We start from the raw sequence: 25,751 nt of genomic DNA, 5'->3' as shown, positions 1-25,751 counted from the left end.
CGCCTCCAAGCGCCAGACTCCCTCTCCACGCGATACCTGCCATGTTCCGTCCCTGCCTTACCCTGTTGCGCCGCGCCGCGGTGCCGGCACTCCTGGCCCTGGCGCTGACTCCCGCCGCCTCGGCCAAGGACAAGGAGCCGCCCATCCGCATCGGCGAGATCAACAGCTACAAGGCGATTCCCGCCTTCCTAGGCCCCTATAAAAAGGGCTGGCAGCTGGCGCTGGAAGAGGTCAACGCCGGCGGCGGCGTGCTGGGCAGGAACCTGGAAGTGATCTCGCGCGACGACAACGGCAACCCCGGCGATTCGGTGCGCGCGGCCCAGGAATTGCTGGCGCGCGAAAAGGTCGAGCTGCTGTTCGGCGGCTTCCTGTCCAACACCGGCCTGGCGCTGACGGATTTCGCCAAGCAGCAGCAGGTGTTCTTCCTGGCAGCCGAACCTCTCACCGACAAGATCACCTGGCAGGACGGCAACCGCTATACCTACCGTCTGCGCCCCTCCACCTGGATGCACGTGGCAGCGCTGGCCCCCAAGGCGCTGGCCTTGCGCAAGAAGCGCTGGGCCATCGTCTACCCCAACTATGAATACGGGCAGTCCGCCGTGGCCACCTTCAAGGCCATGATGACCTCGTTCCAGTCCGACGTGGAGTTCGTCGCCGAGCAGGCCGTGCCGCTGGGCAAGGTCGACGCTGGCGCCGTGGTGCAGGCCCTGGCGGACGCCAAGCCCGACGCGATCTTCAATGTACTGTTCGCCGCCGACCTGACGCGCTTCGTGCGCGAAGGCAATACCCGCGGCCTGTTCGAAAACCGCGCCGTGGTGTCGGTGCTGTCCGGCGAACCCGAATACCTGGAGCCGCTGGGCGCCGACACGCCCACCGGCTGGATCGTCACCGGCTACCCCTGGTACGCCATCGACACCCCGGCCAATACCGCCTTCGTCGAAGCTTACAAGAAGCGCTACAACGAAACGCCCAAGGTCGGCTCGGTCGTGGGCTACGCGTCCCTCATGTCGATCGCCCAGGGCCTGAAGGCGGCGGGCGAGGTGGACACCGAAAAACTGGTCGACGCGTTTGCCGGCCTGAAGGTGGACACGCCCTACGGCCCCATCCAGTACCGCAAGATCGACCACCAGTCGACCATGGGCGTGTACGTGGGCGTGACCGCGGTGGAAGACGGCAAGGGCATCATGAAGGACTTCGCCTACATCGACGGCGCCCGCCTGCAGCCGCCTGACGAGCAAGTGCGCAAGATGCGCCCGGCGCACTGATGAGCCTGTCGGGGCTGCTGCTGCAGCTGCTCAATGGGCTGGCGGACGCCAGCGCGCTGTTCCTGGTCGCCGCCGGCCTGTCGCTGATCTTCGGCGTCACGCGCGTGGTGAACTTTGCGCACGGCTCGTTCTACATGCTGGGCGTCTACCTGGCCTGGACCTTCACCAGCTACTTCGGCGACGGCGCGGGCTATTGGGCCGGGCTGCTGCTGGCGGCGCTGGCCACGGGCCTGATCGGCGCGGCCGCCGAATGGCTGGTGCTGCGGCGCCTGTACCAGGCGCCCGAGCTATTCCAGCTGCTTGCAACCTTTGCGCTGGTGCTCATCATCGGCGACGCCGCGCTGGCCCTCTGGGGGCCGGAAGACCTGTTCGCAGCGCGCGCGCCCGGCCTGTCTGGCGCCGTGCAGATCCTTGGCCGCCGCTATCCCGAATACGACCTGCTGCTGATCGCCGCCGGCCCCGTGGTGCTGGGCCTGCTGTGGCTGCTGCTGATGCGCACCCGCTGGGGCCGGCTGCTGCGGGCGGCGGCGGAAAACCGCAAGATGCTGGCCGCGCTGGGCGTGAACCAGGCCTGGCTGTTCACCTCCGCGTTCACCCTGGGCGCGTTCCTGGCAGGCCTGGGCGGCGCGCTGGCGGCGCCGCGCGTGCCCGCCACGCTCGGCCTGGACCTGGAAATCATTGCCAGCGCCTTCGTGGTGGTGGTGGTGGGCGGCCTGGGCTCGATTCCCGGCGCCTTCCTTGCCGCCTTGCTGATCTGCTCCGTCAAGGCGCTGTTCGTGTTCCTGGGACAAGTGCAGATCGGCCCCTGGCTGTTCAACCTGTCCAAGCTCACGCTGCTGGCCGAATTCGCCGTGATGGCCGTGGTGCTGGTCGTGCGGCCCTGGGGCCTGCTGGGCAAGCCGCCAGAGCCCGCGGCGCACGCCGCGGCGCCCGAGCGCCCCATCGCCCCCGCCGGCCGCGGGCTGCGGCTGGCCTATGGCGCGCTGCTGGCGCTCCTGGTACTGGCGCCGGTGGCGGCCGCGCACAGCCCCTATCTGGGCATCCTGCTGACCGAAATCCTCATCGCCGCGCTGTTTGCCGCCAGCCTGCATTTCCTCACCGGACTGGCTGGCATGACGTCGTTCGGCCACGCCGCCTGGTTCGGCCTGGGCGCCTACGGCGCCGCGCTGCTCCTGAAGCTGGCGGCCTTGCCGATGGAAGCGGCGCTGCTGCTCGGCCCCTTCGCCGCCGCATTCGGCGCCCTGCTGTTCGGCTGGTTCTGCGTGCGCCTGTCGGGCGTGTACCTGGCGATGCTGACCCTGGCGGTGGCGCAGATCCTCTGGGCGCTCGCCTATCAATGGGATGACGTGACCGGCGGCAGCAACGGCCTGATCGGGCTGTGGCCGTCGGCCTGGCTTGCCCAGGGGCCCTGGTTCTATTACCTGACGCTGGCGCTTTGCGTGGCGGGCATCGTCTGGCTGCGCCGCCTGGCGTTCTCGCCGTTGGGTTATGCGCTGCGCGGCGTGCGCGATTCGGCGCTGCGCGCCGAGGCGCTGGGCATGGATACCCGGCGCGTGCAATGGGCGGGCTTCGTGGCCGCGTCTTTTGCTGCCGGCCTGGCGGGCTCGCTCTACGCATTTTCCAAGGGCAGCATCGCGCCCGACACGCTGGCCGTGAGCCGCTCCGTGGACGGACTGGTCATGGTGCTGCTGGGCGGATTGCAGACGCTGGCCGGCCCGCTGGTGGGCGCGGCGTCCTACACCTGGCTGCAGGATGCCGCCGCGCGCAGCACCGAGTACTGGCACGCGGTACTGGGGCTGGCGATCCTGGCCCTGGTCATGGCCTTTCCCGAGGGGCTGGCCGGCGCCGCCGCACGCCTTGCCGCGCGCTGGAACCGGGGGCGCGCATGAATACCACTCCCTTGCTGCAAGTCCGCGAGCTGCGCAAATCGTTCGGCGGCATCGACGCGCTGGCTGGCGTGTCCTTTACGCTGGATGCGGGCCGGATGCTCGCCCTGATCGGCCCCAACGGCGCCGGCAAGTCCACCTGCTTCAACGCGCTGGGCGGCCAGTTGCGGCCCGACTCGGGCTCCGTCCTGCTGGACGGCCGCGAACTGGTGGGCCTGTCGGCAGGCAAGATCTGCCGGCTGGGTGTGGGCCGCACCTTCCAGACCGCCGCCACCTTCCGCTCCATGACGGTGCGCGAAAACGTGCAGACGGCGCTGCTGTCGCGCGACCGGCTGCTGCTGAATCCGTGGCGCCGTGCCACCCGCCACGCGGCCGAGGAGGCCATGATGCTGCTGTCGCAGGTGCAGATGGCGGACAAGGCGCAGGAGCATTGCGGCACCCTGGCGTATGGCGACGTCAAGCGGGTCGAGCTGGCCATGGCGCTGGCGCACCAGCCGCGCCTCTTGCTGATGGACGAACCCACGGCGGGCATGGCCACCAACGAGCGCCACGCGCTGATGCGGCTGACACGCACGCTGGCCGACACGCAGCGCATCGCGGTCCTCTTCACCGAGCACAGTCTGGACGTGGTGTTCACACATGCCGACCGCATCGCGGTGCTGGTGCGCGGCAGCCTGCTGGCCGAGGGCGAACCCGCGCAGATCGCGGCCGACGAGCGGGTCCGCGCGGCCTATCTGGGCACGGAAGCGCCGCAGCCGGCCTGAACCGGCTGCACACGCGGCCTCAGTCGTTCCTCAGCCCGTTGGGCTGGCATTCCCAGAAGATCTTGGCCTGGCATCCTTCGCAGATGCCACGGTCCAGCTTGGCGTAGATCGCATGCAGCGCGGTGGCCTTGTCGGGAAAGATGTGGTCCTCGCCCAGGCGCTGCAGGAAGCCCGTGCGGCGCCACATGTCCAGCACTTCCGGCCGCGGGCGGTGGAAATATAGATCGCCGCCCATGGCCCGCCTGGCGGCAAGCTCGTCTTCCCAGACCTGCGCGCCCGCCATGTCGATGAAGTTCATGCTCTTGGCCATCACCAGCAGATGGCGCGGCGCGCCGGGCGCCGCGCGCAGTTCGTGCAAACGCTGCGCCACATGCGTGGCGGCGCCGAAATAGACCGAGCCTTCCATGCGCAGCAGCTTCAACTGCGGGCACTCCGGCAAGGCATCCGGCGCGTGCTCCAGCACCACGAAGCGCCGCTCCAAGCCGCGCGAGTCGAAGCCCATGGTGCGCATCGCGGGCCGCGAGGTGCGGTGCAGGTAGACCATCAGCGACAACACCGTGCCCAGCAGGATCGCCACTTCCATGCGTATGGTGATGGTGGCGGCCAGGGTGGCGGCGGCGATGACCGCTTCGCCGCGCTGGGTGCGCACGAGCTGCCGCCAGCGCGGAATGTCGAACAGGGTCCAAGCCACCAGCAGCAGCAGTCCGGAGATCGCGGCGTGCGGAATCATGGCCAGGAGCGGCGCCGACAAGGCCACCAGCGCCACCAGCAACAAGGCCGAGAACACGGAAGCCAGCGGCGTCTTGGCGCCGGCCTCGTAGTTGGGAATCGAGCGGTTGAGCGATCCGCAGGACAGATAGCAGGAAAAGAACCCGCCCACGATATTGGACAGCCCCTGCCCCACGAACTCGCGATTGGCGTCGATGCGCTGGCCCGAACGCGTGGCCACGGCCTTGGCGATGGAAATGGACTGCGCCAGCGCCACGATGGTCAGCGCGAAAGCGACGCTCAGCAGTTCGGGCAAGGCGCGCCAGTCGACGCTGGGAATATGGAACGGCGGCCAGGGCTGGGCCAGCGCGCCCAGCACGGACACCGGCGCGCCGTCGCTCAGCGCATTGAAGGCCGCGGCCGCCAGCGCCCCCGCCGCCAATCCCGCCAGCATGTAGGGCTTGCGCTTGTCCAGCCGCCGAACCAGCAAGGCCACGGCCAGGGTCGTCAGCGTCACCAGCAAGGCGCCCCAGTGCACCTGCCCGATATTCATCGCCAGGCTTGCCAGCAAGGCGCCCGCGCCGTGCGCGTCCGGCGCCGGCATGCCCAGGGCGTCCTTCAGCGCATGCACGGCGATCAGCAGGGCCGCGCCGCTGGTGAAGCCGAACAGCGCCGAAGGCGAAATGAAATGCGCCAGCGAGCCCAGCTTCAGCGTGCCCACCAGCCATTGCATCAACCCGACCAGCACGGTCACGGCCAGCGCCAGCTGGATGTAGCCCTGGCTGCCGGCGACCGCCAGCGGCGTCAGCACCGCGTAGAGCGCCAGCGAGTTGGCGTTGGTCGGACCCGACATGACGTGGCGGCTGGATCCGAAGAGCGCCGCGACGATACAGGGCACGATGGCCGAATACAGGCCGTATTCAGGCGGCAGGCCCGCCAGCATGGCGAACGCCACGCCCTGCGGCAGCACCAGCAGCGCGCCCAGCAGGCCCGCCGTCGCATCCGCGCGCAAGGTCCGCGCATTGACCTCGTCCACCCACGAGCCGAACAACCGGCGCGCGACGCTCATCCCCCCCTGCATCATTCTTTCTTGTCCCTCGGCATCTACTTTCTGATTTAGCCCGCCTGCGGCGCATGGAGTCCGCGGCGGGTCGCCTAGCGTAAACGCTAGCGCCCCCCGCGCGCAACGCGTCCCGCTTACTTCAGGTAGCGGCGCTCCAGCTCCCGCATGTGGGCATCGCCCTGCAGCGCAATGATCTCCTTGACCGTCGGCAGGCCAGCGTCCACCTGGTGGATGCCGCCATCGCGGCGGATGCGGGCGAATACGTCCCGCATTGCCCCCACAGCGGCGCGGATGGCGTGGTTGCCATAGATGACCAAACCCACCTTGCCCAGCGCCTGGATGTCGGATTCGCGCAGTTGGGGATAGGCGGTGGGCACCAGCACCAGCGGCGCGCGGCCTTGCCATGCGGCCACGAACGACAGGATCTCGTCGGGCGTGCTCTGTTTGGAATGGATCAGGATGGCGTCCGCGCCCGCGGCTTCATAGGCGCGGGCGCGGGCCAGCGCCTCCTGCTCGCCGGCACCCGCGATCAGGGCCTCGGTCCGGGCGATCACGCAGAAATCCGCATCGCGGCGCGCGCCGCAGGCCGCCTCGATCTTGCCCTGGAATTCCTCGACCCGCACCAGCTCCTGCCTGCCGGACGCGCGCAGGCTGGTGTCCTTGGGAAAGGTCTTGTCCTCCATCACCACCGCCGACACGCCCGCGGCTTCATACTGCGGCACCATGTACGAGACATTGATCGCGTTGCCGAATCCGGTATCGATGTCGGCGATGACGGGCACGTCCACCGCGGCGGCGATCGCCCGCATCATGTCCAGATGCTGCGAGGGCGAAAGTATGTTGGCGTCAGGCACCGCATGGCTGGCCGACAGCTCGAAGCCGCTGCCCCAGATGGCGTCGAACCCGGCGTCGGCCGCCAGCCTGGCGGATAGCGGGTTGTGCGCCGACATGGCGTGCATCAGGGCGGAACCCTGCAATTTCTGGCGGAAACGGGCGTTTCTGTTCATGGCGGGAACGTGGGCGGCAAACCCGGCGCGCCGCGCGCCGGCTGTGGCCATCGTAGCGCCAATCCTGGCCTTGTCCGAAACCTCAGCCGGCCTCGCCGCCGCGCCGCGCCTTCATGGCCTGCCCGATCGCGGCCAGCGCATCGTCCGCGATCAGCCGCGCCGCCATCGGCAGCAGCTCGCTCTCTTCGCGCTGGATATGCGCGGCGTAGGCGTCGGTGAATTCCTGGATCTGGCCTGCGGGCAGCTCGGCCTGCCGGCCCGCCGCGATCTCGGCAAGGGCCTGGCGCAAGGGCTCCCAGCGCAGCGCCAGTTGGCGGTGCTCGGCCACCAGGCCATCCACCAGCGCGTGCAGACAGACGGCGTCGGATCCGGCCATGGATTCGATCAGGGCGGGAAAGAGGTCCTCTTCCTCGTCCTCGTGGTGATGGACGGCCGCGGTATCGAAATAACGCAGGACGCTGGCCGCCGCGGTCTGGGCCGCCGGGTCGCTACCGTGCACCGGCAGGTGCCCGGCCAGGCGTCCCAGCGTGGCGCACTGGCGGGAAATGCGGCCGTGGCAGGCCGACAGCAGGGCCAGGGGATCATCGGCCCCCGGCGCGGGGGCCGGACCTCCAGGAAAGCTCACCGCCATTGCACACCTCCGTTATCCGGCGTGGCCACGCCACCACAAGCGGATGGAATCCCACGCGCGCCCCGCGAATCCCGCCTCGGCCACCGGTTCCAGCGCCACCACGGGGAATTGCATGGCGGGCTTGCCGTCCACCAGCACGCGCACCGCGCCCACCGGGGACTGCGCGGCAATCGGCGCGATCAGCGGATCCTGCGGCGTCCAGACTGGCTCGACCTTGGCGCCGGCGGGCACCGTCACGTACGCGTCGCGCGCGAATCCGGCCTTCAGGCTGTCGTGCTCGCCCTTCCAGACCTCGGGCGTGGCGACGGCCTGGCCGCGCGCGTACAGCTTGATGGTATTGAACCCCTGAAAGCCCCACTCCAGCAACTCGCGGCTTTCCTGCGTGCGCAGCTTGTCCGACGCCGTGCCCACCACCACCGTGATCAGGCGGCGCCGATCGGCGCCATTGGGGCGCTGCGCGGTGGCAACGATGCAATAGCCGGCCGATTCGGTGTGCCCGGTCTTCAGTCCGTCGACGCTGGGATCGAGCCAGAGCAGGCGGTTGCGGTTCGGCTGCGTAATCTTGTTGTAGGTGAACTGCTTGGCCGAATCGTAGGTCTTGTAGAGCTGGGGATAGTCGCGGATGTAGCGCGTGGCCAGCACCGACAGGTCGCTGGCGGTGGAGTAGGTCCCCGGATCGGGCAAGCCGTGCGGGCTGGCGAAATGCGTGGCATGCAGGCCGAGCCTGGCGGCGGTGTCGTTCATCCGCGCCACGAAGGCCTCCACGCTGCCCGATACCGCCTCGGCCAGCGCAATGGCCGCGTCATTGCCCGACTGGATCATCAGGCCGCGCAGCAGATCGTCCACGGACACCTTGGATCCCGGTTCCAGGAACATCTTCGAGCTGCCCGCCGGCACCTTCCAGGCGCGGGTCGACACCGTGACCAACTGCGCCGCCGACAGCTCTTTCTTGCTCAGCGCCTCGAACACCACGTAGGCCGTCATGATCTTGGTCAGGGACGCGGGTTCGATCCGGGTCGTCGCCGCGTGCGACGCGATTACCTGTCCGCTGGTTTCATCCAGCAAGAGCCAGGCCTTGGCCGACAAGGCCGGCGCCGGCACCGTCTGCGCCATGGCGCCCGACATGCACGCGGCCGCGACGATCAGGCTCGCCGCCAACTTCTTCATCAACATAGGGCTTGCTTCACTTCCATGCTTGGTTTTTCCCGCGCAGGTATCGCGCAGGGCACGCAATTGGAACACGCGCGGCGCAGTTGGTTCAGTGCCTGCGACACCTGAAAAATTGCGCGATGGATGTCACCACATCTTGCTGGAGCCCTTCTACAAAGCACTTTCTGTGTCGAAAACAACAAACAAGGGCCAAAAACCCGTTAGAAAACCGCATTGAACGTCACTCTTCCGCTATCATCGGCCGCGTAGCGTTAAACGCCGATATCCGGCGCGCGCGCTGCTCCATGACCTCAACATACGGATTTTGACCATGGCCACGAAAGCAAAAGCTCCTGCCAAGAAAGTCACCAAGCCCGCCGCCAAGGCGCCCGCAAAGAAGGCAACTGCTGCCAAACCCGCTGTGAAGCCCGCTGCCAAGCCGGCTGTCAAGAAGGTCGTCGCCGCCAAGAAGGTCGCTGCTGCCCCCAAGGCCATCAAGGCTGCTCTGAACAAGACCCAGCTCATCGCCTACATCGTCGAGCAATCCGGCGTCGAAGCCAAGTCGGTCAAGGCCGTCCTGGCCAGCCTGGAAACCTCGGTGCTGGGCTCCGTGGACAAGAAGGGCGCTGGCGAATTCACGCTGCCCGGCCTGTTCAAGGTTGCCGTGCAGAAGGTTCCCGCCAAGGCCAAGCGCTTCGGCAAGGATCCGTTCACCGGTGAAGAGCGCTGGTTCCCCGCCAAGCCGGCTTCGGTCAAGGTGAAGGTTCGCCCGCTCAAGAAGCTGAAGGACGCCGCGCAGTAATCCGCGCGTAGTTCCGGTCAAGCCGGAAGGGCCCGCCTCGCAAGAGGCGGGCCCTTCTTTTTTTGCCGCGGCCGGCGCATGCGGCGCATGGGCCGGCCCTCTCAATTTATCTTCATGTTAAGATACTTCATGTAAAAATAAACACCGTCTACCCATGAATGACCTCGTCGATCTGGTGATCTCGCAATGGACCCGCGAATGTCCCTCCCAGGACTTCGCCGCCATGTCCGTCGTCACCCGCGTGTTCCGCCTGAACGCGCTGGCCGCCCGCAACGTGAACCGCAGCTTCCGCAACTACGGCCTGCACCAGGGCGAATTCGACGTGCTGGCCACGCTGTATCGCGGCGGCGCGCCCTACGCGCTGAATCCGCAAAAACTGGTGGAGGCCCTCCTGCTGACCTCCGGCGCGATGACCAACCGGCTCGATCGCCTGGAACAGGCCGGACTGCTCACGCGCAGCCCCAATCCGGAAGACCGGCGCGGCGTCATCGTGTCGCTCACGGCCGAAGGCCTGCGCACCATCAAGCTGGTGCTCAAGGACTACCTGAAGGACCTCAATGAACTGCTCGAGCCCCTGGCCGCCAGCGAGCGCAAGCAACTGGCTGGCCTGCTCAGGAAACTGCTGATCAAGCAGGACCAGGAAACGCCTGGCGGCGTCGGCGTCTAAGCCTGCCGCCCCGCGCTCCACCCGCAGCTCCCCCACCCCGTTCCAGATCCATGACTTCCGCCACCCAGTCCTCCCAGACGCCCACGCTGACCGCGCCCATCATCCTGCTGATGTCGGTGGCCACCGGCCTCGCGGTCGCCAGCAACTACTACGCGCAACCGCTGCTGCACACCATCAGCGAGCAATTCTCGCTGTCCACCGCCACGGCCGGCAGCATCGTCACCACGGCGCAATTGAGCTACGCAGTCGGCTTGATGCTGCTGGTACCGCTGGGCGACATGTTCGAGCGCCGCGGCCTGATCGTGCTGATGAGCCTGCTGTCCTCGGGCGGCCTGCTGATTTCCGCCTTCGCCCCGAACATCACCGTGCTGATCCTGGGCACGGCGCTGACCGGCATGCTGTCCGTGGTGGCGCAGATCCTGGTGCCCTACGCCGCGACGCTGGCCGCGCCCCACGAAAGGGGCAAGGCGGTAGGCACCGTCATGAGCGGGCTGCTGCTGGGCATCCTGCTGGCCCGCACCGTCGCGGGGGTGCTGGCCGACGTGGGCAGCTGGCGCACGGTGTACTGGGTGGCGGCGATCCTGATGCTGATCATGTCCGCCGCGCTATGGCGCCTGCTTCCGCGCCACCAGAGCCCCGCCGGGCTGAGCTATCCGCGCCTCCTGGGCTCGATCCTGCGCATGTTCGTCGAGGAACCGCTGTTCCGCGCCCGTTCGCTGCTGGGCGGGCTGCTGTTCGCGGCCTTCAGCATGCTGTGGACGCCACTGACCTTCCTGCTGTCCAGCCCGCCCTATCAATACAGCAACACCGCCATCGGCCTGTTCGGCCTGGCGGGCGCCGCTGGCGCCTACGCCGCCAACCGTTTCGGCCGCCTGGCCGATCGGGGCCTGGGCAACCTGGCCACCCGCGTCGGGCTGCTGTTGCTGCTGGGTTCCTGGGGACTGATGGCGTTCGGCCAGGCGTCGGTGCTGGCCCTGCTGGCCGGCATCCTGGTACAGGACCTGGCGATCCAGGGCGTGCACGTCACCAATACCAGCTCCCTCTACCGGCTGCGCCCCGAGGCGCGCAGCCGGCTGACGGCGGGCTACATGACCAGCTACTTCATCGGCGGAGCATCCGGTTCACTGGTATCGTCCTGGCTGTACGCCCATTTTGGCTGGCCCGGCGTGGTCACGGCGGGCGCCGTCCTCGGGGTGATTACGCTGGTTTATGGCACCCTTGCGCCCAGCGCGCGCATCCCTGAAACGGCTCCGTCCCCTGCCCGCGCCTAGCACCTCCTATAATCAGGGGTTTTGACCGCCTCCGCGCCCGCGCGGCGAGGCGGCTCACCCTTTTTTTGCCACCGTGCACGAGCCCATGCAGGAACGTTACCTCCCCACTACCGTCGAAGCAGCCGCCCACCAAGACTGGCAGGCCCGCGACGTCTACCTGGTCCATGAACACGCGCAGAACGCCGACGGCTCCGAAAAGCCGAAGTTCTACGCCTGCTCCATGCTGCCCTACCCCAGCGGCAAGCTGCACATGGGCCACGTGCGCAACTACACCATCAACGACATGATGGCCCGCCAGCTGCGCATGCGCGGCTACAACGTCCTGATGCCCATGGGCTGGGACGCCTTCGGCATGCCGGCGGAAAACGCCGCCATCAAGTCCAAGGTGCCGCCGGCGAAGTGGACGTACGACAACATCGCCTACATGAAGAAGCAGATGAAGGCGATGGGGCTGGCGATCGACTGGTCGCGCGAAATGTGCGCCTGCGACCCCCAGTACTACAAGTGGAACCAGTGGCTGTTCCTCAAGATGCTGGAAAAGGGCGTCGCTTATCGCAAGACCCAGGTCGTCAACTGGGATCCGGTGGACCAGACCGTGCTGGCCAACGAGCAGGTCATCGACGGCCGCGGCTGGCGCTCGGGCGCGCTGGTTGAAAAGCGCGAGATCCCCGGCTACTACCTGCGCATCACCGATTACGCCGACGAACTGCTGGGCGCCGTCCAGAACGACCTGCCCGGCTGGCCCGAGCGCGTGCGACTGATGCAGGAAAACTGGATCGGCAAGTCCGAGGGCCTGCGCTTCGCCTTCCCGCACCAGATCGCCGGCCAGGACGGCCAGCTGATCCAGGACGGCAAGCTGTACGTCTTCACCACCCGCGCCGACACCATCATGGGCGTGACCTTCTGCGCCGTGGCGCCGGAACACCCCCTGGCCACGCAGGCCGCCTTGTCCAATCCGGAGCTGGCCGCATTCATCGAGCAATGCAAGCTGGGCGGCACGACCGAGGCCGAAATGGCCACGCGCGAAAAGGAAGGCATGCCCACGGGCCTGTACGTCACGCACCCGGTCACGGGCGCCGAGGTCGAGGTCTGGGTCGGCAACTATGTGCTCATGAGCTACGGCGACGGCGCCGTGATGGGCGTGCCGGCGCATGACGAGCGCGATTTCGCCTTCGCCAAGAAATATGAGCTGCCCATCGTGCAGGTCGTGGACGTGGCCGGCAAGGAATACTCCACCCACGCCTGGCAGGAGTGGTACGGCGACAAGCAGGCCGGTCGCACCATCAACTCGGGCAAGTACGACGGCCTCTCGCACAAGGAAGCCGTCGACGCCATCGCCGTCGACCTCGGCGCGCAAGGCCTGGGCGAAAAGCAGACCACCTGGCGCCTGCGCGACTGGGGCATCTCGCGCCAGCGCTATTGGGGCACCCCCATCCCCATCATCCACTGCGCGGATTGCGGCCCGGTCCCGGTTCCGGAAAAAGACCTGCCGGTGGTCCTGCCCGACGACCTCATCCCCGACGGCAGCGGCAACCCGCTGGCCAAGAACGAAGCCTTCCTGTCCTGCGCCTGCCCCAGCTGCGGCAAGCCGGCGCGCCGCGAAACGGACACGATGGACACCTTCGTGGACTCGTCCTGGTATTTCATGCGCTACACCTCGCCAGGCAACGACCAGGCCATGGTCGATGCGCGCAATGACTACTGGATGCCGATGGACCAGTACATCGGCGGCATCGAACACGCGGTGCTCCACCTGCTGTACGCCCGTTTCTGGACCAAGGTCATGCGCGACATGGGCTTGCTCAACTTCGACGAGCCCTTCACCAAGCTGCTGTGCCAAGGCATGGTGCTGAACCATATCTATTCGCGCAAGACGCCCCAGGGCGGCATCGAGTACTTCTGGCCCGAAGACGTCGAAAACGTCTACGACGAGCGCGGCGCCATCGTCGGCGCCAAGCTGCAGTCGGACGGCTCGGCCATCACCTACGGCGGCGTGGGCACGATGTCCAAGTCCAAGAACAACGGCGTCGACCCGCAATCGCTGATCGACACTCTGGGCGCCGACACGGCTCGCCTGTTCGTCATGTTCGCCAGCCCGCCGGAACAGACCCTTGAATGGTCCGACTCGGGCGTCGAAGGCTCCAACCGCTTCCTGCGCCGCCTCTGGTCCATCAGCTACGGCCAGCGCGAAGCCATCGCGCGCGGCCTGGCCCACGGCGCCGACTGGGCCCAGGCGCCGGCCCCGGTCAAGGACCTGCGCCGCGAAGTCTACGGCCTGCTCAAGCAAGCCGACTACGACTACCAGCGCATCCAGTACAACACCGTCGTGTCCGCCTGCATGAAGATGCTCAACGCCATCGACGACGCCAAGCTGCCCGAAGGCGCCGCCGCGGATGCCGCCTACGCCGAAACGCTGGGCGTGCTGCTGCGCGTGCTGTACCCCGTGGTGCCGCACATCACCTGGCACCTGTGGCGCGACCTGGGCTACGCCCACGAGTTGGGCGACCTGCTCGACGCGCCCTGGCCGCACGTGGACGAAGCGGCGCTGGTCGCCGACGAGATCGAGCTGATGCTCCAGGTCAACGGCAAGCTGCGCGGCTCCATCCGCGTGGCCGCCAAGGCCGCCAAGGAAGACATCGAGAAGCTCGCGGCATCCCAGGAAGAGGTCGCCCGCTTCCTGGAAGGCCGTCCGCCCAAGCGCGTCATCGTGGTTCCGGGCAAACTGGTCAACGTCGTAGGCTGATGAGGTCAAGCATGCACTTCGCCGGGCAACAAACGCATTCCCCCCGCCAGTCCTGGCTGCTGCGCGGCGCCTGCCTGGCGCTGTTCATGCTGCTTTCCGCCTGCGGCTTCGCCTTGCGGGGAGTCACCCCGCTGCCGTTCCAGACGCTGTACGTCGGCATCTCCGACACCACGCAGTTTGGCGCCGACGTGCGCCGCGCGCTGCGCGCGGCGTCTCCAGACACGAAGCTCGTGGCAACCCCCAAGGACGCCCAGGCCATCTTGCAGCAGGTCAACGAGGTCCGTACCTTGCGCGAGGTGTCGCTGAACGCCCAGGGCCGCGTCGAGGAATACGAACTCGGCATCAACTACACGTTCCGCCTCATCGACAGCAAGGGCCGCGCCCTGATCCCGGACACGACGCTCTCGATCTACCGTGAAATGCCGTATGACGACCAGGTCGTGCAGGCCAAGCAAGGCCAGATCGAGACGCTGTACCGGGCCATGCAACGTGATCTCGTATCACGCCTGCTGCGCCGCATGACCGCGCCCGAAGTGCGCAACGCGTTCGAGAATGCCGAACAGCGCGCCGAAGACGGCGAGACTCCGCTGTACGACCCGACCCTGCCGGATCAGAAGCGCACGCCCGCGCCGTGGCAGACGCCGTCCACCACAGACCCGTCCATCCTGCGCTAAATGGCACAACCCCTGGACGCGGAGCGCCTGGCCGAGCACCTGCAGCGGCCAGGCAACCGCCTGGCGCCGCTCTACACGGTGTCCGGCGATGAACCCCTGCTCGTGACCGAGGCCGTGGACGCCCTGCGCGCCGCGGCCCGCAACGCGGGGTACACCGACCGCCTGTCCATGGTGATGGATGCGCGCAGCGACTGGAGTTCGGTCACCGCCGCCACCCAGAGCGTGTCGCTGTTCGGCGACCGCCGCATCCTTGAAATCAAGATCCCGACCGGCAAGCCCGGCAAGGCCGGCGCCGACACCCTGGCCAAGCTGGCCGAACAGGCCGAAAAGCAGGCGGATCCGGACACGCTCGTCCTGATCGCCCTGCCCCGCCTGGACAAGGCCACCCGCGAAAGCCGCTGGGTGCAGGCCTTGAGCCGCGGCGGCATGATGGTCGATATCGCCAACATCGAACGCGGCCGCCTGCCCGCCTGGGTCGGCATGCGCCTGGCGCGCCAGAACCAGCGCGCCGACGGCGCCACGCTGCAATGGATGGCCGACAAGGTGGAAGGCAATCTGCTGGCGGCCCACCAGGAAATCCAGAAGCTGGGCCTGCTCTACCCCGAAGGCCAGCTGGCCGCGGAAGACGTGGAACGCGCGGTGCTGAACGTGGCGCGCTACGACGTCTTTGGCCTGCGCGACGCCATGCTCGCCGGCGACACCGGCCGCACCATCCGCATGATCGACGGCCTGCGCGCCGAGGGCGAAGCCCTGCCGCTGGTGCTCTGGGCGGTCGGCGAGGAAATCCGCCTGCTGGCCCGCGTCGCCGAAGCCCGCGCCCTGGGCCAGGACGTCAACGGCCTGATGCGCCGCCTGCGCATCTTCGGTGCGCACGAGCGCCTGGCGCTGCAGGCGCTCGGCCGGGTGCAGCCGAACGTGTGGCCCGCCGCCGTGCAGCACGCCCACGAAGTGGACCGCTTGATCAAGGGCTTGTCGGTGCCCGGCCGCCTGTCCGATCCCTGGGAAGAAATGACGCGGCTCGCGCTGCGCGTCGCCGCCGCCGGCGGACGACCGTGAAGGCGGCATAGCCGCCGCCTTCGCCTCCCCTCCAGCCATCCGGCTGGAATTCGCCCGGCCCTGCGGCCGGATATACACTGAATCTCCAGGCGGCGCCCGCGCCGCCCCACTTTCATGATCGACGCTGCCATGTCCTCGTCCTCCATCGAACTTGCCATGATCACCCTGGGCGAAAACGCCCGCCGCGCCTCGCGCGCCATGATGCGCGCCAATGGCGCCGCCAAGAACCAGGCGCTGCTGGCCATGGCCGACGCCCTGGCCGCCAGCCACGACGAACTCAAGGCCGCCAACGAGAAAGACCTGGCGGCGGCGCGCAGCAACGGCCTGGAGCCGGCCCTGCTGGACCGCCTGACCCTGTCGGACAAGACGCTGGCGCACATGGCGGAAGGCCTGCGCCAGATCGCCGCCCTGCCGGATCCCATCGGCAGCATCACCGCCACCAGCGTGCGCCCCAACGGCATGCGCGTGGCGCAGATGCGCGTGCCGCTGGGCGTGATCGGCATCATCTATGAATCGCGTCCCAACGTGACCATAGACGCGGCCGCGCTGTGCCTGAAGTCCGGCAACGCCGCCATCCTGCGCGGCGGCAGCGAAGCCCTCCATTCCAATATCGCGCTGGGCCGCGTCGTGCAGACCGGCCTGGCCGCCGCGGGCCTGCCGCAGGACGCGGTGCAGGTCGTCGCCACGGCCGACCGGGCCGCGGTCGGCAAGCTCATCACCATGACCGAGCACATCGACGTCATCGTGCCGCGCGGCGGCAAGGGCCTGATCGCCCGCCTGTCGCAGGAAGCGCGCGTGCCGCTCATCAAGCACCTGGACGGCAACTGCCACGTCTACATCGACGCGGCGGCGGATCCGGACAAGGCGCACGCCATCGCCTTCAACGCCAAGACCTATCGCTACGGCATCTGCGGCGCCATGGAAACCCTGCTGGTCGACGCGGTGGCGGCCGTTTCCATCCTGCCCAGCCTGGCCGCGGCGCTCACCGAGCACGGCGTCGAGCTGCGCGGCTGCCCGCGCACGCTGGCCCTGCTGCCGCATGCCAAGCCGGCCACGGAAGAAGACTGGGCCACGGAATACCTGGGCCCCATCCTGGCCGTGCGCATCGTCGACACGCTGGACGACGCCATCGAGCACATCGCGCGCTGGGGCTCCGGCCATACCGATGCCATCGTCACCGAGGACCTGTCCGCCGCGCAGCGCTTCCAGCGCGAGGTCGATTCCAGCTCGGTGTACGTCAACCTGCCGACCTGCTTCGCCGACGGCTTCGAGTACGGCTTGGGCGCCGAGATCGGCATTTCCACGAACCGCCTGCACGCGCGCGGTCCGGTCGGCCTGGAAGGCCTGACCACGCTGAAATGGGTGCTGAGCGGCGAAGGCCAGGTGCGCGGCTGACCCTGCGCGTCGCGGCGCGACGGCTGACGCAGCCCTGAACACGGGGCTGCGGCAAGCCTTCTACAATACGGCCAGCAATATTTCGCAGGCTTTCTTTTCATCCGAACGCGGCGCACCGCGTCTTCCTGAGATCCCCATGTACTCACCCGCGATGGCCATGGCCTTCAGCCTCTTCCTGCTGTGCTTCATCACGTGCACGATCAGCGGCATCGTGCTGTTCTTCAAGAGCAAGCAGATCAACGCCAAGCTGAAGCACCCGTACCTGCAGCACCGTCAATTCAATCAGTATCCGCTTGCGATCCAGGCGTCCATCATGCTGGATTATTTCTTCCGCCTGATGTTTCCCGGCACGCGTTTCTGGCTGATCGGCAACGCCAACGATCTGCTGGATCACGTCGACCCGAAGAAGACGCCCCTGTCGCTGAAATGGCCGATCGTCGGTTTCTGGGGGTCGTGCTGGCTCGGCCTGATCGCCATGATCGTGCTCTGGATCATGCTGTTCGTGGGAGCTTGAGCGCATGCAGATCAAAATCGAAGACTACCCCGGCAGCCTCGACGCGGCCCGTTACCTGATCGCCGCGCGCGTGTCCGGCGTCGCCGGCCCGCGCCTGCCCGCGGACTGCCGCCCGCAATCGTTGAACCAGGCCTTCGCCGTGCAGCAGCGCACCGCGCAGCTGCTGCTTGAGAACCACCAGGACGATATCGGCGCCTGGAAGAGCGCGCTGCCCACGCCCGAGAAAAGCGTGGTCGCGCCGATCTACGCCTCGACCGTCGCCTACGCCGAGGCAGGCCCTGTCGTGGCGCAGACGGCGACCGTGCGCATCGAACCCGAGATCGCGTTCGAAATCGCGCGGGACCTGCCCGCCCGCCCCCAGCCCTACAGCGAAGCCGAAGTGGACGCCGCCATCGGCGGCGCGCGCCTGGCCCTGGAAGTACTGGGCTGCCGCTATGCCGCCCCGGAGCACGCCAGCCTGCCTGAACTGCTGGCCGACCACATGTTCAACCAGGGCCTGGTGCTTGGACCGCGCATCGCGTCGCCGCACGAGGCGCCTGGCAGCATGAGCATCACGCTGTCCGTGGACGGCGTCGAAACCGAACAGCACGCAGGCATCCACCCGAACGACCGTCCCAAGGCGGGGCTTTACTGGTTGGCCAACTTTCTGCGCGAACAGGGCCTGGGGCTGCGCGCCGGCCAGCACGTCATCACCGGCTCCTACGCCGGCTTCCTGGACGTGCCGGCCAACCACGACCTGGCACTCGCCTACGGCGACCTGGGCGTCCTGCGCCTGCGCTTCAGCAGGCCCTAGCCCCGCAGTACCCGGCCGCCTTCGGACCCAAGCCCGCGTTGTCCGCACAGGCGGACACGCGGGGCGCTAGCGGGCCGCGGGCTCGGCGATCTCGATGGGCGCCGCGCCCGCCTCGATGATTTCGCCCGCCTCCAGGCACAGGTCCTCGCGGTAACGTCCCGCCAGCACCTGCACGCCGACCGGGCTCACGCCCGCCTCGCTCATGGCGCTGCCCATCGCCACCGACAGGCCCGGCAAGCCCATGAAGGGCACGCCTATCTGCGTCATCTGCGCGCGCCAGACACGGGCGTAGGCAGCATCGCCTTGCAGGTCCAGCTTGTCCGGGAACGGCAGCTCGGCCGACACGGGCAGCAGCAGCACGGGGTACTCGGCTAAGAACAGCTCCCACAGGCGCGTCAGCGTGGCGCGCCGCGTCAAGGTCGCCGAAAAACTGGCAAGGTCGGCGCCGGCAGCCTTCTCGCGCTGGCCGGCCAGCGCCACCAGGGCGCCGCGATCGCCCTCTTTTTCGGCTGCCGCGACCATGGCCTCGTAGCCGTCGGCCAGCCACATGCGGATCTGCAGGTCCGCCGCCTCCTGCATCGGGGGCACCGCATCCAGCGTGTCGACCGTCCAGCCTGCCTCGCTCAGCCGGCGCGCGGCTTCCTGCAAGGCCTTGACCACTGCGGGCTGGGTGTCCATGCCGTCCGGATTCAGGCACAACGCGGCCCGTCGCGGCGCCTCGGGCCCCACCAGCGGCGCCGGCACCCACCAGGGATCGCGCGCATCCCGCGCCGCCAGCGCGGCCAGGCCCAGCCTCAGGTCGGCGATGCTGCGTCCCAGCGGGCCGGACACCGCGGTCAGTTGGCCGCCGATAGAGCGTTCCGGCAGCGCCGCGTTGTAGGCAGCCACGCGTCCCAGCGACGGCCGCAGGCCGTGCACGCCGCAGGCATAGGCCGGATAGCGGATGGAACCGGCGATATCCGTGCCATGCGCCAGATGCCCGATGCCGGCGGCCACCGCGGCAGCCGCCCCGCCCGAGGAGCCGCCAGGCGTAAGCGCCGGATTGCGCGGATTCAGCGTGTCGCCGTGGAGCGCGTTGCCGGTGAACCAGCGCAGGGAAAATGCAGGCGTGTTGGTGCGTCCCAGGATCACGGCGCCCGCGCGCCGCAAATTGTCGACGACCGGACTGTTCCCGGCCGCGATCAGATCCTTCTGCAGCTGCACGCCGTTGGTTGTGGCAAAGCCAGCCTGATCCACGTTGACCTTCACGGTGACGGGCACCCCGGCCAACGGTCCTGCGTCTTCGCCGCGCGCAAGCATCGCATCCACCTCGGCCGCTTGCGCCAGCACCTCTTCGGGACGATGGTCCACCACCGCGTTGATCGCGGGGTTGACGGCATCCAGCCGGCCCAGCGCGCTTTGCGCGGCCTCGCGGGCGGACACTTCACGCTTGCGGATGCGGGCGGCAAGCTCAACTGCGGACAAACGCCAAAGATCGGACACGCGCGACTCCTGAGTCATGGTTGCGTTGATGGATCAGGCAAACCTTAGCGCCTGCCGCGCCCGCCCACAAGCCGCCCCACCGGGCCCGCGCCTACTGATCCTCTTCGAACACCTCGACGATGGCATCGGCCACGGCGCGCACGCGGGCCGTGCGGTTCAGGTCGCCATGCATCACCAGCCAAAGGTCATACGGTTCGTTGCGCGCGGGCCAGATGCGCACCAGGTCCGGGTACAGCGGCGCCATGTGCGTCGGTACCTGACCTATGCCCAGGCCGGCCGCGACCGCCTCGACTATCATCAGGCCGGAGTTCAGTTCCACGCCTATGCGCCCGTTGCCCGTGGGCTCGCCGCAGAACGTATCGGACCAGCCCGGCAGCACCGCCTGCTGGTACGTCACCAGCGTGTGCCCCGCGAACGCCGTGCCCGGCCGCGGTTCGCCATGCGCCTCCAGATAGGCCCGCGAGGCATACAGTCCGACCTCCTTGCGCGCCAGATGGCGGTGTATCAGGTCGGGATTGTCCGGCCGGATGTTGCGGATCGCCAGGTCCGCCTCGCGGCGCGTCAGGTTGCTGAGCTGGATCGCCGTGGACAGCACGACGCGAATGTCCGGGTGGTGGGCATGCACGCGCCGCACGGCCTCCATGATGTAGTAGCTGGCGACGGTTTCAGACGTCGCCACGCGGACCACGCCCGACAGCCGGTGGTCCAGCCCCTGCATCTGCCGCTGCAACTGGTCCGCCGCCTGCTCCATGCGCTCCGCTGCCGCGAAGGCCAGTTCGCCCGCTGCCGTGGGCACGTATCCGCCCGGCGTGCGCAGGAACAGCCGCGCGTCCAGCGAAGACTCCAACGCCGCCAGCCTGCGTCCGGCCGTGGCCTGGTCGACCTGCAGCAACGCCGCCGCGCCACGCAGCGTGCCCACCCGATAGATGGCCAGAAAGATCCTGGCGTTGTCCCAGTCCATGGCTGCCTTAGTGAAATGCATTTTTGCATCACTATAAAGCAATTATTCTGCTTTTTTGCATCACACCAAGGGCCTAAGCTTCAGTCCTCGAAAGCCGCCGCAAGCCTCAATCATGAACTCCGCCTGTCCCAATATCCCGGCCGCGTCCCTGGACGCCAAGCCCGCAGCCGCCGGCCTGCTCCCGCTGGTCACGCTGGCCATCGGCTTTGTCATGGCCATGCTGGACGTCACCGTCGTCAACGTCGCCCTGCCCAGCATCGCGCTTCAGTTCACCGTTCCGCTGACCGACCTGGTCTGGATCGTGGATGGCTACACCCTCACCTTCGCGGCCCTGCTGCTGGTGGCCGGCGCGCTGGCCGACCGCTACGGCGCCAAGACCGTCTACCTCGCAGGCCTGGCCGTCTTCACCGTGGCGTCCCTGCTCTGCGGGCTTGCGCCCAACGCCGACATGCTAATCCTGGCCCGCATGCTGCAAGGCCTGGGCGCCGCGCTGTTCATGCCCAGCTCCCTCAGCCTGCTGACCCACGCCTACGACGACGAGCAGGTGCGCAACCGCATGCTGGCCGCCTGGTCCGCCATCGTCGCCGTCGCGGGCGCCTCCGGCCCCCTGCTGGGCGGCGTGCTGATCCACCAGTTCGGTTGGCGCGGGATCTTCCTCATCAACATCCCGCTGGGTCTTGCCGGACTGTGGCTGGCCCGCAGCCGGATCCTGGCGGCACCGCGCCGGCCGCGCGCGCTCAATCCGCTGAGCCACGTGCTGGGCGTGATTGCGTTGTCGTCGCTGTGCTTCGTGCTGATCCAGGGCAATGCCTATGGCTGGTCTTCCACCCGCATCATGAGCATGGCAGCCCTCTGCGCGGCCGCCGGCCTGCTGCTGGTGCTGCGCGAACGCCGCCACGCCGACCCCATCATTCCCCGCGCCCTGTTCGTGACCCCGCAATTCGCCGCCGCCAACGGCGTGGGCTTTCTGATCAATCTTGGGTCCTACGGCCAGCTCTTTTTGCTCAGCCTGTTCCTGCAACAGGCGCGCGGCGCGGATGCGCTGCAGACGGGGCTGCAGCTGGTGCCGATGCTGGCCGTGTTTTCCATCGGCAACCTGATATCGAGCCGGATCTCGGCGCGCCGGAACGTGTCCACTGCATTGCTGGGCGGCATGTCGCTGGCCGCCGTCATGAGCAGCGCAGGGATCTTCGTCTTTTCGCCGGACATGGCCTACTGGCCGTTTGCCGTCGCGGTCGCGCTGTCCAACCTGGGCGTGGGTATCGCCGTGCCTGCCATGACCAGCGTGGTCATGCAGGTCTCCGGGAAAGGCCTCGCAAACAGCGCCGCCGCGGCGCTGAACGCCAACCGGCAATCGGGCGCCCTGGTCGGCGTCGCGCTGATGGGCACCATCCTGCATCTGCTGCCGGACTGGCGCGCCAGCCTGCCGTCGGCCTACGCCGTCATCGCCGCAAGCTACCTGATCGCGGTCGCGTTGGTGTGGCGGCATCTACGACGCGCCCGCAATGCCTGATCGCTGGCGGCCGCCGCTCCAGGCCTCGCAACCGCCGCCGCGCTCAGGCGTGCGCGGCCGGCAATATGGCCACGCCGCGTCGCGCGAAGAATTCGTCGAACACGGCCAGCGGCAGTTCAACATCGGCCTGCGTGCCGGGCTCGCCCGAGGGGTTGTGGAAGGTCACCGAGTCCGGCGTTGCGCGGGTCACCAGCACCAAATGCCCGCCCTTCCTGGGTGGTTGCCGCTCGGGCCAGCGTATCCAGGGATGCACGGACGCCATGAAATAGGCAGCCTGCGACATCAAGCCAGGCAGTTCGTCCGCGCGCAGATCGACATGCACCCGCGCTTGCAGGCCGAACGCCTCTCCCACGTAGCGCACGAACGGCGCGTAGATCAGTCCCTTGATCTGCTCGCCCTCTACCGTGTAGGCGCCATAGGGCAGGCTGCCGCGCGCCAGCTCCAGCGTGGGGTAATGCCGCCCATCGCGCGCTGCCAGCACCATCTTCAGGCAAGCCATGCCGCAGACGTGGCTGGCCCAGCGCGCATACTCTTCCACGTCGTGCGCGCCCGAGCCGCGCCAGGCCGGGTCATCGGCCAGCGCGAGCTTGCCCTCGATGATCTCGCCAGCCAGATGCGCCGACTCCCATTGGCAAAAATACGGCACGGCGGATCGCAGGGCTGACGTCGCATTCATGCAGGACTCCGGGGTTCAGAATTAGAAAAAGAACCCCTTATCTTGCCCGCGCCGCACCCGCATGGCAACGGGCCGGCGTTTGCTTCACAATGCTCCTATCCGCGCTCACAGGAGACCCGCATGTCCAGCCCTGCCACGTCCAATCCACCCGCCATCCGCCGAGTCACCATCGTGGGCGCCGGCACCATAGGCGCCAGTTGGGCCGCGCTGTTCCTCGCGCGCGGCCTCGAGGTTGTCGTCAGCGACCCGGCCGCAGATGCCGAAGCGCTGACGCGAGCCCGCGTGCAGGCCGCGTGGCCCGTGCTGGCGGAACTCGGGCATGTGCAGCCCGGCGCCTCGGCCGAGGCCCTGCGCTTCGAACCAGACCTGGAGGCCGCGCTGGCCGGCGCCGACTTCGTGCAGGAAAACGCGCCCGAGCGCGAAGACTTCAAGACCGCGTTGTTCGCGCGCATGGACGCGGCGCTGCCGCCGCATGTGATCGTCGCGTCCAGCTCCTCCGGCCTCATCATGAGCCGCCTGCAATCGCAGTGCCGCCACGCCTCGCGCTTCGTCATCGGACATCCGTTCAATCCGCCGCACCTGATTCCGCTGGTCGAAGTGGTGGGTGGAGAACAGACCTCGGCCGACACCATCGATCGCTGCATCGCCTTCTACCGCAGCCTGGGCAAGTACCCCATCCGCTTGAACAAGGAAGTCCCCGGCCACATCGCCAACCGTCTTCAGGCGGCCCTGTGGCGTGAAGCGATACATCTGGCGGCCGAGAACGTCGCCAGCGTGGCCGACATCGATGCCGCCGTGTCGCAAGGCCCCGGCCTGCGCTGGGCATTGTTCGGCCCGCACATGACCTTCAATCTGGGCGGCGGCGCGGGCGGCCTGGCCAACTTCATGGACCATTTGCTGGGCCCTGTGCAAACCTGGTGGGACGACCTCGGCGCGCCGGAAGTCACCCCCGAACTGCAGCAGCGCCTGATCGCGGGCGTCAACGCCGAGGCAGGCCAGCGCAGCATCGCCGATCTGGTACAGACACGCGATGCGCAACTGACCGCGCTGCTGAAAGTGCTGCAGCGCTGACCCGGCGCAGCGGGCCCGGTTCGGGCCAGCAAGCCGACATCACTCTCGAAACCGGCAGGCAACGCCGCCTGCCCACTTCCATGGCAGGATTCCTCCGAATGATTTCCGTCACACACGACAGCTCGCTTTCCCGCTACACCGCCACCGTCGATGGCGTCCTATGCGTGCTCGACTACCAGTTGCAAGGCAACACCATGGCGATCACGCACACCGGCGTGCCCAGCCAGGTAGGCGGCCGCGGCATCGCCGCGGCGTTGACCAAGTACGCGCTGGACGACGCGCGCAGCCGGGGTTGGAAGGTGCGGCCCTTGTGCTCATACGCCGACGCCTATATCCGCCGGCACCCCGAATACAGCGACCTGCTGGCCTGAGCATCCCTGGCTTTTCGCATCGTGACCAAACCCTCCAAGCTCCCGGCAGCGGCCTGTCCCTGCGGCAATCCCAAGCCCTATTCCGAATGCTGCGGCCGCTGGCATGACGGCCCGCAGGCCATGCAGGCGCCCACCGCCGAAGCGCTGATGCGCTCGCGCTACAGCGCCTTCGTGCTGGACAAACTGCCCTATCTGTTGGCGACCTGGCACCCCAGCACCCGCCCCGCAGCGCTCGACCCCAATCCGTCCGACCTGAAATGGCTGGGATTGGGAATCAAGCAAACGGCCAGCCAGGATCCCGAGCACGCCACCGTGGAATTCGTTGCCCGCAGCCGCCAGGGCGGCCGCGCCCATCGTCTGCACGAACTCAGCCGCTTCGTGCGCGAAGGCGGCCAGTGGTTCTACGTGGACGGCGACCTGTACTGACCACCCTGGTCCCGCACTCCGCGCCAGGCCTTCCCCAACCCAGACACCAGAAAAGCAGACATGAACCAGGATCCTCGCCACGCCGAAGCGCTCTTTCACGCTGAACCTGTCGCGGCATTGCGCGCCGACCTTGCGCTCGCCTTGCGGGCCGCCGCGGCGCATGGCCTGGGCGAAGGCGTGTGTAATCACTTCAGCGTCGTGCTGCCCGGCGACTCGGAGCATTTCCTGCTCAATCCCCGCGGCTTGATGTGGCATGAAGTGCAGGCAGAAGACATCGTGCTGATCGATGCCCAAGGCAACAAGCTCGCGGGCCGCCATGCAGTCGAACCCACGGCCATGTTCATCCATGCCGCCATCCACCGCATCGCCGGCAAGGCTTGTGTGCTGCACACGCACATGCCTTACGCCACGGCCTTGACCCTCACGTCCGATCGCGCGCTCGACACCACCCTGTCCCAGAACGCCATGCGCTTTCACGGCCGCCTGGCGATAGACCAGCACTACAACGGCCTGGCGCTGGACGTCAGCGAAGGCGAACGCATCGCTCATGCGATGCAGGGCGCGGACGTGGTATTCCTCGGCAACCATGGCGTCGTCGTCTGCGGCGAGCGGCTGGACTATGCCTACGACGACCTGTTCTTCCTGGAACGAGCCTGTACCGCCCAGGTGCTGGCGCAGTCCACGGGGCGTCCGCTGGTGCCGGTCAACGCAGAGCTGGCGGCAAAGGTCGCCGCGCAGGTCCAGAGCGAACGCCTGCAATCCGAACTGTTCTTCGCCGCCTTGCGGCGCCAATTGCCTTAGCCGCATATTGACGACAAAAACAAAACCCCTCGCAGGGTCTGCCTGCGAGGGGTTTTTCATTG

24 protein-coding genes are annotated in these 25,751 nt (G+C 67.8%); 17 read left to right on the top strand and 7 right to left on the bottom strand.

Annotated features, from left to right (window positions below):
• The first annotated feature begins 41 nt into the window (after positions 1-41).
• From BRO63_RS21650 to BRO63_RS21640, 3 genes are read left to right on the top strand one after another with little or no spacing between them, the layout of a single operon-like run.
• On the top strand, positions 42-1,265 hold the full coding sequence (locus tag BRO63_RS21650; RefSeq protein ID WP_088141782.1) for an ABC transporter substrate-binding protein: 1,224 nt from the start codon (positions 42-44) through the stop codon (positions 1,263-1,265).
• A complete protein-coding gene (locus BRO63_RS21645; protein WP_088141781.1) occupies positions 1,265-3,154 on the top strand; it encodes an ABC transporter permease in 1,890 nt (629 codons plus the stop codon). The genes BRO63_RS21650 and BRO63_RS21645 overlap by 1 nt, the downstream gene beginning before the upstream one ends.
• Entirely contained in the window at positions 3,151-3,915 is a 765-nt protein-coding gene (locus BRO63_RS21640) for an ABC transporter ATP-binding protein (RefSeq protein ID WP_088141780.1), read from the top strand. The genes BRO63_RS21645 and BRO63_RS21640 overlap by 4 nt, the downstream gene beginning before the upstream one ends.
• 19 nt (positions 3,916-3,934) lie before the next feature.
• On the opposite strand, the gene BRO63_RS21635 is transcribed toward BRO63_RS21640, so the two are convergent.
• The 4 genes from BRO63_RS21635 to BRO63_RS21620 form a co-directional block, all read right to left on the bottom strand.
• On the bottom strand, positions 3,935-5,692 hold the full coding sequence (locus tag BRO63_RS21635; RefSeq protein ID WP_088141779.1) for a SulP family inorganic anion transporter: 1,758 nt from the start codon (positions 5,690-5,692) through the stop codon (positions 3,935-3,937).
• A 128-nt stretch (positions 5,693-5,820) separates the two neighbouring features.
• On the bottom strand, positions 5,821-6,693 hold the full coding sequence (locus BRO63_RS21630) for a phosphonopyruvate hydrolase (RefSeq protein ID WP_088142023.1): 873 nt from the start codon (positions 6,691-6,693) through the stop codon (positions 5,821-5,823).
• An 82-nt stretch (positions 6,694-6,775) separates the two neighbouring features.
• Positions 6,776-7,324: a hemerythrin domain-containing protein gene (locus tag BRO63_RS21625; protein WP_088141778.1), complete on the bottom strand. Its 549-nt coding sequence runs from the start codon at positions 7,322-7,324 to the stop codon at positions 6,776-6,778.
• Positions 7,325-7,336: 12 nt separating this feature from the next.
• Complete coding sequence (locus BRO63_RS21620; RefSeq protein WP_088141777.1) at positions 7,337-8,497, bottom strand: D-alanyl-D-alanine carboxypeptidase family protein; 1,161 nt, start codon at positions 8,495-8,497, stop codon at positions 7,337-7,339.
• A gap of 307 nt (positions 8,498-8,804) precedes the next feature.
• Here BRO63_RS21620 and BRO63_RS21615 point away from each other — a divergent pair, with 307 nt between their 5' ends.
• From BRO63_RS21615 to BRO63_RS21575, 9 genes are all read left to right on the top strand, one after another.
• Positions 8,805-9,275, top strand: a complete 471-nt coding sequence (locus BRO63_RS21615; protein WP_054451206.1) for an HU family DNA-binding protein — start codon at positions 8,805-8,807, stop codon at positions 9,273-9,275.
• Between the two features lie 154 nt (positions 9,276-9,429).
• Entirely contained in the window at positions 9,430-9,942 is a 513-nt protein-coding gene (locus BRO63_RS21610) for a MarR family winged helix-turn-helix transcriptional regulator (RefSeq protein ID WP_088141776.1), read from the top strand.
• 50 nt (positions 9,943-9,992) lie between these two features.
• Positions 9,993-11,213 (top strand): MFS transporter, encoded by a 1,221-nt coding sequence (locus BRO63_RS21605; RefSeq protein ID WP_088141775.1) that lies wholly within the window; start codon positions 9,993-9,995, stop codon positions 11,211-11,213.
• 85 nt (positions 11,214-11,298) lie between these two features.
• Positions 11,299-13,956, top strand: coding sequence for a leucine--tRNA ligase (gene leuS / locus BRO63_RS21600; protein WP_088141774.1), 2,658 nt, complete (start codon positions 11,299-11,301; stop codon positions 13,954-13,956).
• An 11-nt stretch (positions 13,957-13,967) separates the two neighbouring features.
• The gene (locus BRO63_RS21595) at positions 13,968-14,630 is read left to right on the top strand and encodes an LPS-assembly lipoprotein LptE (RefSeq protein WP_088141773.1); all 663 of its coding nucleotides are present in this window, start codon (positions 13,968-13,970) and stop codon (positions 14,628-14,630) included.
• The gene (gene holA, locus BRO63_RS21590; RefSeq protein ID WP_088141772.1) at positions 14,631-15,686 is read left to right on the top strand and encodes a DNA polymerase III subunit delta; all 1,056 of its coding nucleotides are present in this window, start codon (positions 14,631-14,633) and stop codon (positions 15,684-15,686) included.
• Positions 15,687-15,800: 114 nt separating this feature from the next.
• Positions 15,801-17,081: a glutamate-5-semialdehyde dehydrogenase gene (locus BRO63_RS21585; protein ID WP_088141771.1), complete on the top strand. Its 1,281-nt coding sequence runs from the start codon at positions 15,801-15,803 to the stop codon at positions 17,079-17,081.
• A gap of 136 nt (positions 17,082-17,217) precedes the next feature.
• A complete protein-coding gene (locus BRO63_RS21580) occupies positions 17,218-17,595 on the top strand; it encodes a hypothetical protein (protein ID WP_179215176.1) in 378 nt (125 codons plus the stop codon).
• Positions 17,596-17,599: 4 nt separating this feature from the next.
• Positions 17,600-18,388 (top strand): 2-keto-4-pentenoate hydratase, encoded by a 789-nt coding sequence (locus BRO63_RS21575; protein ID WP_088141769.1) that lies wholly within the window; start codon positions 17,600-17,602, stop codon positions 18,386-18,388.
• Positions 18,389-18,454: 66 nt separating this feature from the next.
• Here the strand turns inward: BRO63_RS21575 and BRO63_RS21570 are convergent, their stop codons facing one another.
• Both BRO63_RS21570 and BRO63_RS21565 read right to left on the bottom strand, forming a co-directional pair.
• Positions 18,455-19,870 (bottom strand): amidase family protein, encoded by a 1,416-nt coding sequence (locus BRO63_RS21570; protein ID WP_088142022.1) that lies wholly within the window; start codon positions 19,868-19,870, stop codon positions 18,455-18,457.
• Positions 19,871-19,961: 91 nt separating this feature from the next.
• The gene (locus BRO63_RS21565; protein WP_088141768.1) at positions 19,962-20,831 is read right to left on the bottom strand and encodes a LysR family transcriptional regulator; all 870 of its coding nucleotides are present in this window, start codon (positions 20,829-20,831) and stop codon (positions 19,962-19,964) included.
• A gap of 112 nt (positions 20,832-20,943) precedes the next feature.
• Here BRO63_RS21565 and BRO63_RS21560 point away from each other — a divergent pair, with 112 nt between their 5' ends.
• The gene (locus tag BRO63_RS21560; protein ID WP_088141767.1) at positions 20,944-22,344 is read left to right on the top strand and encodes an MFS transporter; all 1,401 of its coding nucleotides are present in this window, start codon (positions 20,944-20,946) and stop codon (positions 22,342-22,344) included.
• A 43-nt stretch (positions 22,345-22,387) separates the two neighbouring features.
• On the opposite strand, the gene BRO63_RS21555 is transcribed toward BRO63_RS21560, so the two are convergent.
• Positions 22,388-23,020 (bottom strand): hypothetical protein, encoded by a 633-nt coding sequence (locus BRO63_RS21555; protein WP_088141766.1) that lies wholly within the window; start codon positions 23,018-23,020, stop codon positions 22,388-22,390.
• A gap of 120 nt (positions 23,021-23,140) precedes the next feature.
• Here BRO63_RS21555 and BRO63_RS21550 point away from each other — a divergent pair, with 120 nt between their 5' ends.
• From BRO63_RS21550 to BRO63_RS21535, 4 genes are all read left to right on the top strand, one after another.
• The gene (locus BRO63_RS21550) at positions 23,141-24,091 is read left to right on the top strand and encodes a 3-hydroxyacyl-CoA dehydrogenase NAD-binding domain-containing protein (RefSeq protein WP_088141765.1); all 951 of its coding nucleotides are present in this window, start codon (positions 23,141-23,143) and stop codon (positions 24,089-24,091) included.
• 98 nt (positions 24,092-24,189) lie between these two features.
• Positions 24,190-24,462, top strand: coding sequence for a GNAT family N-acetyltransferase (locus BRO63_RS21545; protein WP_088141764.1), 273 nt, complete (start codon positions 24,190-24,192; stop codon positions 24,460-24,462).
• A gap of 21 nt (positions 24,463-24,483) precedes the next feature.
• The gene (locus BRO63_RS21540; protein ID WP_088141763.1) at positions 24,484-24,888 is read left to right on the top strand and encodes a YchJ family protein; all 405 of its coding nucleotides are present in this window, start codon (positions 24,484-24,486) and stop codon (positions 24,886-24,888) included.
• Between the two features lie 60 nt (positions 24,889-24,948).
• Complete coding sequence (locus tag BRO63_RS21535) at positions 24,949-25,689, top strand: aldolase (RefSeq protein WP_088141762.1); 741 nt, start codon at positions 24,949-24,951, stop codon at positions 25,687-25,689.
• Positions 25,690-25,751 lie beyond the last annotated feature (62 nt).

The sequence above is a fragment of the Achromobacter xylosoxidans genome, assembly GCF_002192695.1.
Classification (GTDB): Bacteria; Pseudomonadota; Gammaproteobacteria; order Burkholderiales; family Burkholderiaceae_B; genus Achromobacter; species Achromobacter xylosoxidans_C.
The sequence above is the reverse complement of the archived record's forward strand: the minus strand, read 5'-3'. Positions and strand labels throughout refer to the sequence as shown.

What these genes read in the sequence shown, in the direction of transcription:
- BRO63_RS21575 (WP_088141769.1), top strand. Translation starts at nt 17,600, where the DNA reads ATGCAGATCAAAATCGAAGACTACCCCGGCAGCCTCGACGCGGCCCGT.
- BRO63_RS21625 (WP_088141778.1), bottom strand. Translation starts at nt 7,324, where the DNA reads ATGGCGGTGAGCTTTCCTGGAGGTCCGGCCCCCGCGCCGGGGGCCGAT.
- holA (WP_088141772.1), top strand. Translation starts at nt 14,631, where the DNA reads ATGGCACAACCCCTGGACGCGGAGCGCCTGGCCGAGCACCTGCAGCGG.
- BRO63_RS21605 (WP_088141775.1), top strand. Translation starts at nt 9,993, where the DNA reads ATGACTTCCGCCACCCAGTCCTCCCAGACGCCCACGCTGACCGCGCCC.
- BRO63_RS21555 (WP_088141766.1), bottom strand. Translation starts at nt 23,020, where the DNA reads ATGAATGCGACGTCAGCCCTGCGATCCGCCGTGCCGTATTTTTGCCAA.
- BRO63_RS21585 (WP_088141771.1), top strand. Translation starts at nt 15,801, where the DNA reads ATGATCGACGCTGCCATGTCCTCGTCCTCCATCGAACTTGCCATGATC.
- BRO63_RS21620 (WP_088141777.1), bottom strand. Translation starts at nt 8,497, where the DNA reads ATGTTGATGAAGAAGTTGGCGGCGAGCCTGATCGTCGCGGCCGCGTGC.
- BRO63_RS21640 (WP_088141780.1), top strand. Translation starts at nt 3,151, where the DNA reads ATGAATACCACTCCCTTGCTGCAAGTCCGCGAGCTGCGCAAATCGTTC.
- BRO63_RS21580 (WP_179215176.1), top strand. Translation starts at nt 17,218, where the DNA reads ATGTACTCACCCGCGATGGCCATGGCCTTCAGCCTCTTCCTGCTGTGC.
- BRO63_RS21630 (WP_088142023.1), bottom strand. Translation starts at nt 6,693, where the DNA reads ATGAACAGAAACGCCCGTTTCCGCCAGAAATTGCAGGGTTCCGCCCTG.
- BRO63_RS21615 (WP_054451206.1), top strand. Translation starts at nt 8,805, where the DNA reads ATGGCCACGAAAGCAAAAGCTCCTGCCAAGAAAGTCACCAAGCCCGCC.
- BRO63_RS21565 (WP_088141768.1), bottom strand. Translation starts at nt 20,831, where the DNA reads ATGGACTGGGACAACGCCAGGATCTTTCTGGCCATCTATCGGGTGGGC.
- leuS (WP_088141774.1), top strand. Translation starts at nt 11,299, where the DNA reads ATGCAGGAACGTTACCTCCCCACTACCGTCGAAGCAGCCGCCCACCAA.
- BRO63_RS21560 (WP_088141767.1), top strand. Translation starts at nt 20,944, where the DNA reads ATGAACTCCGCCTGTCCCAATATCCCGGCCGCGTCCCTGGACGCCAAG.
- BRO63_RS21635 (WP_088141779.1), bottom strand. Translation starts at nt 5,692, where the DNA reads ATGAGCGTCGCGCGCCGGTTGTTCGGCTCGTGGGTGGACGAGGTCAAT.
- BRO63_RS21550 (WP_088141765.1), top strand. Translation starts at nt 23,141, where the DNA reads ATGTCCAGCCCTGCCACGTCCAATCCACCCGCCATCCGCCGAGTCACC.
- BRO63_RS21650 (WP_088141782.1), top strand. Translation starts at nt 42, where the DNA reads ATGTTCCGTCCCTGCCTTACCCTGTTGCGCCGCGCCGCGGTGCCGGCA.
- BRO63_RS21535 (WP_088141762.1), top strand. Translation starts at nt 24,949, where the DNA reads ATGAACCAGGATCCTCGCCACGCCGAAGCGCTCTTTCACGCTGAACCT.
- BRO63_RS21645 (WP_088141781.1), top strand. Translation starts at nt 1,265, where the DNA reads ATGAGCCTGTCGGGGCTGCTGCTGCAGCTGCTCAATGGGCTGGCGGAC.
- BRO63_RS21595 (WP_088141773.1), top strand. Translation starts at nt 13,968, where the DNA reads ATGCACTTCGCCGGGCAACAAACGCATTCCCCCCGCCAGTCCTGGCTG.
- BRO63_RS21545 (WP_088141764.1), top strand. Translation starts at nt 24,190, where the DNA reads ATGATTTCCGTCACACACGACAGCTCGCTTTCCCGCTACACCGCCACC.
- BRO63_RS21610 (WP_088141776.1), top strand. Translation starts at nt 9,430, where the DNA reads ATGAATGACCTCGTCGATCTGGTGATCTCGCAATGGACCCGCGAATGT.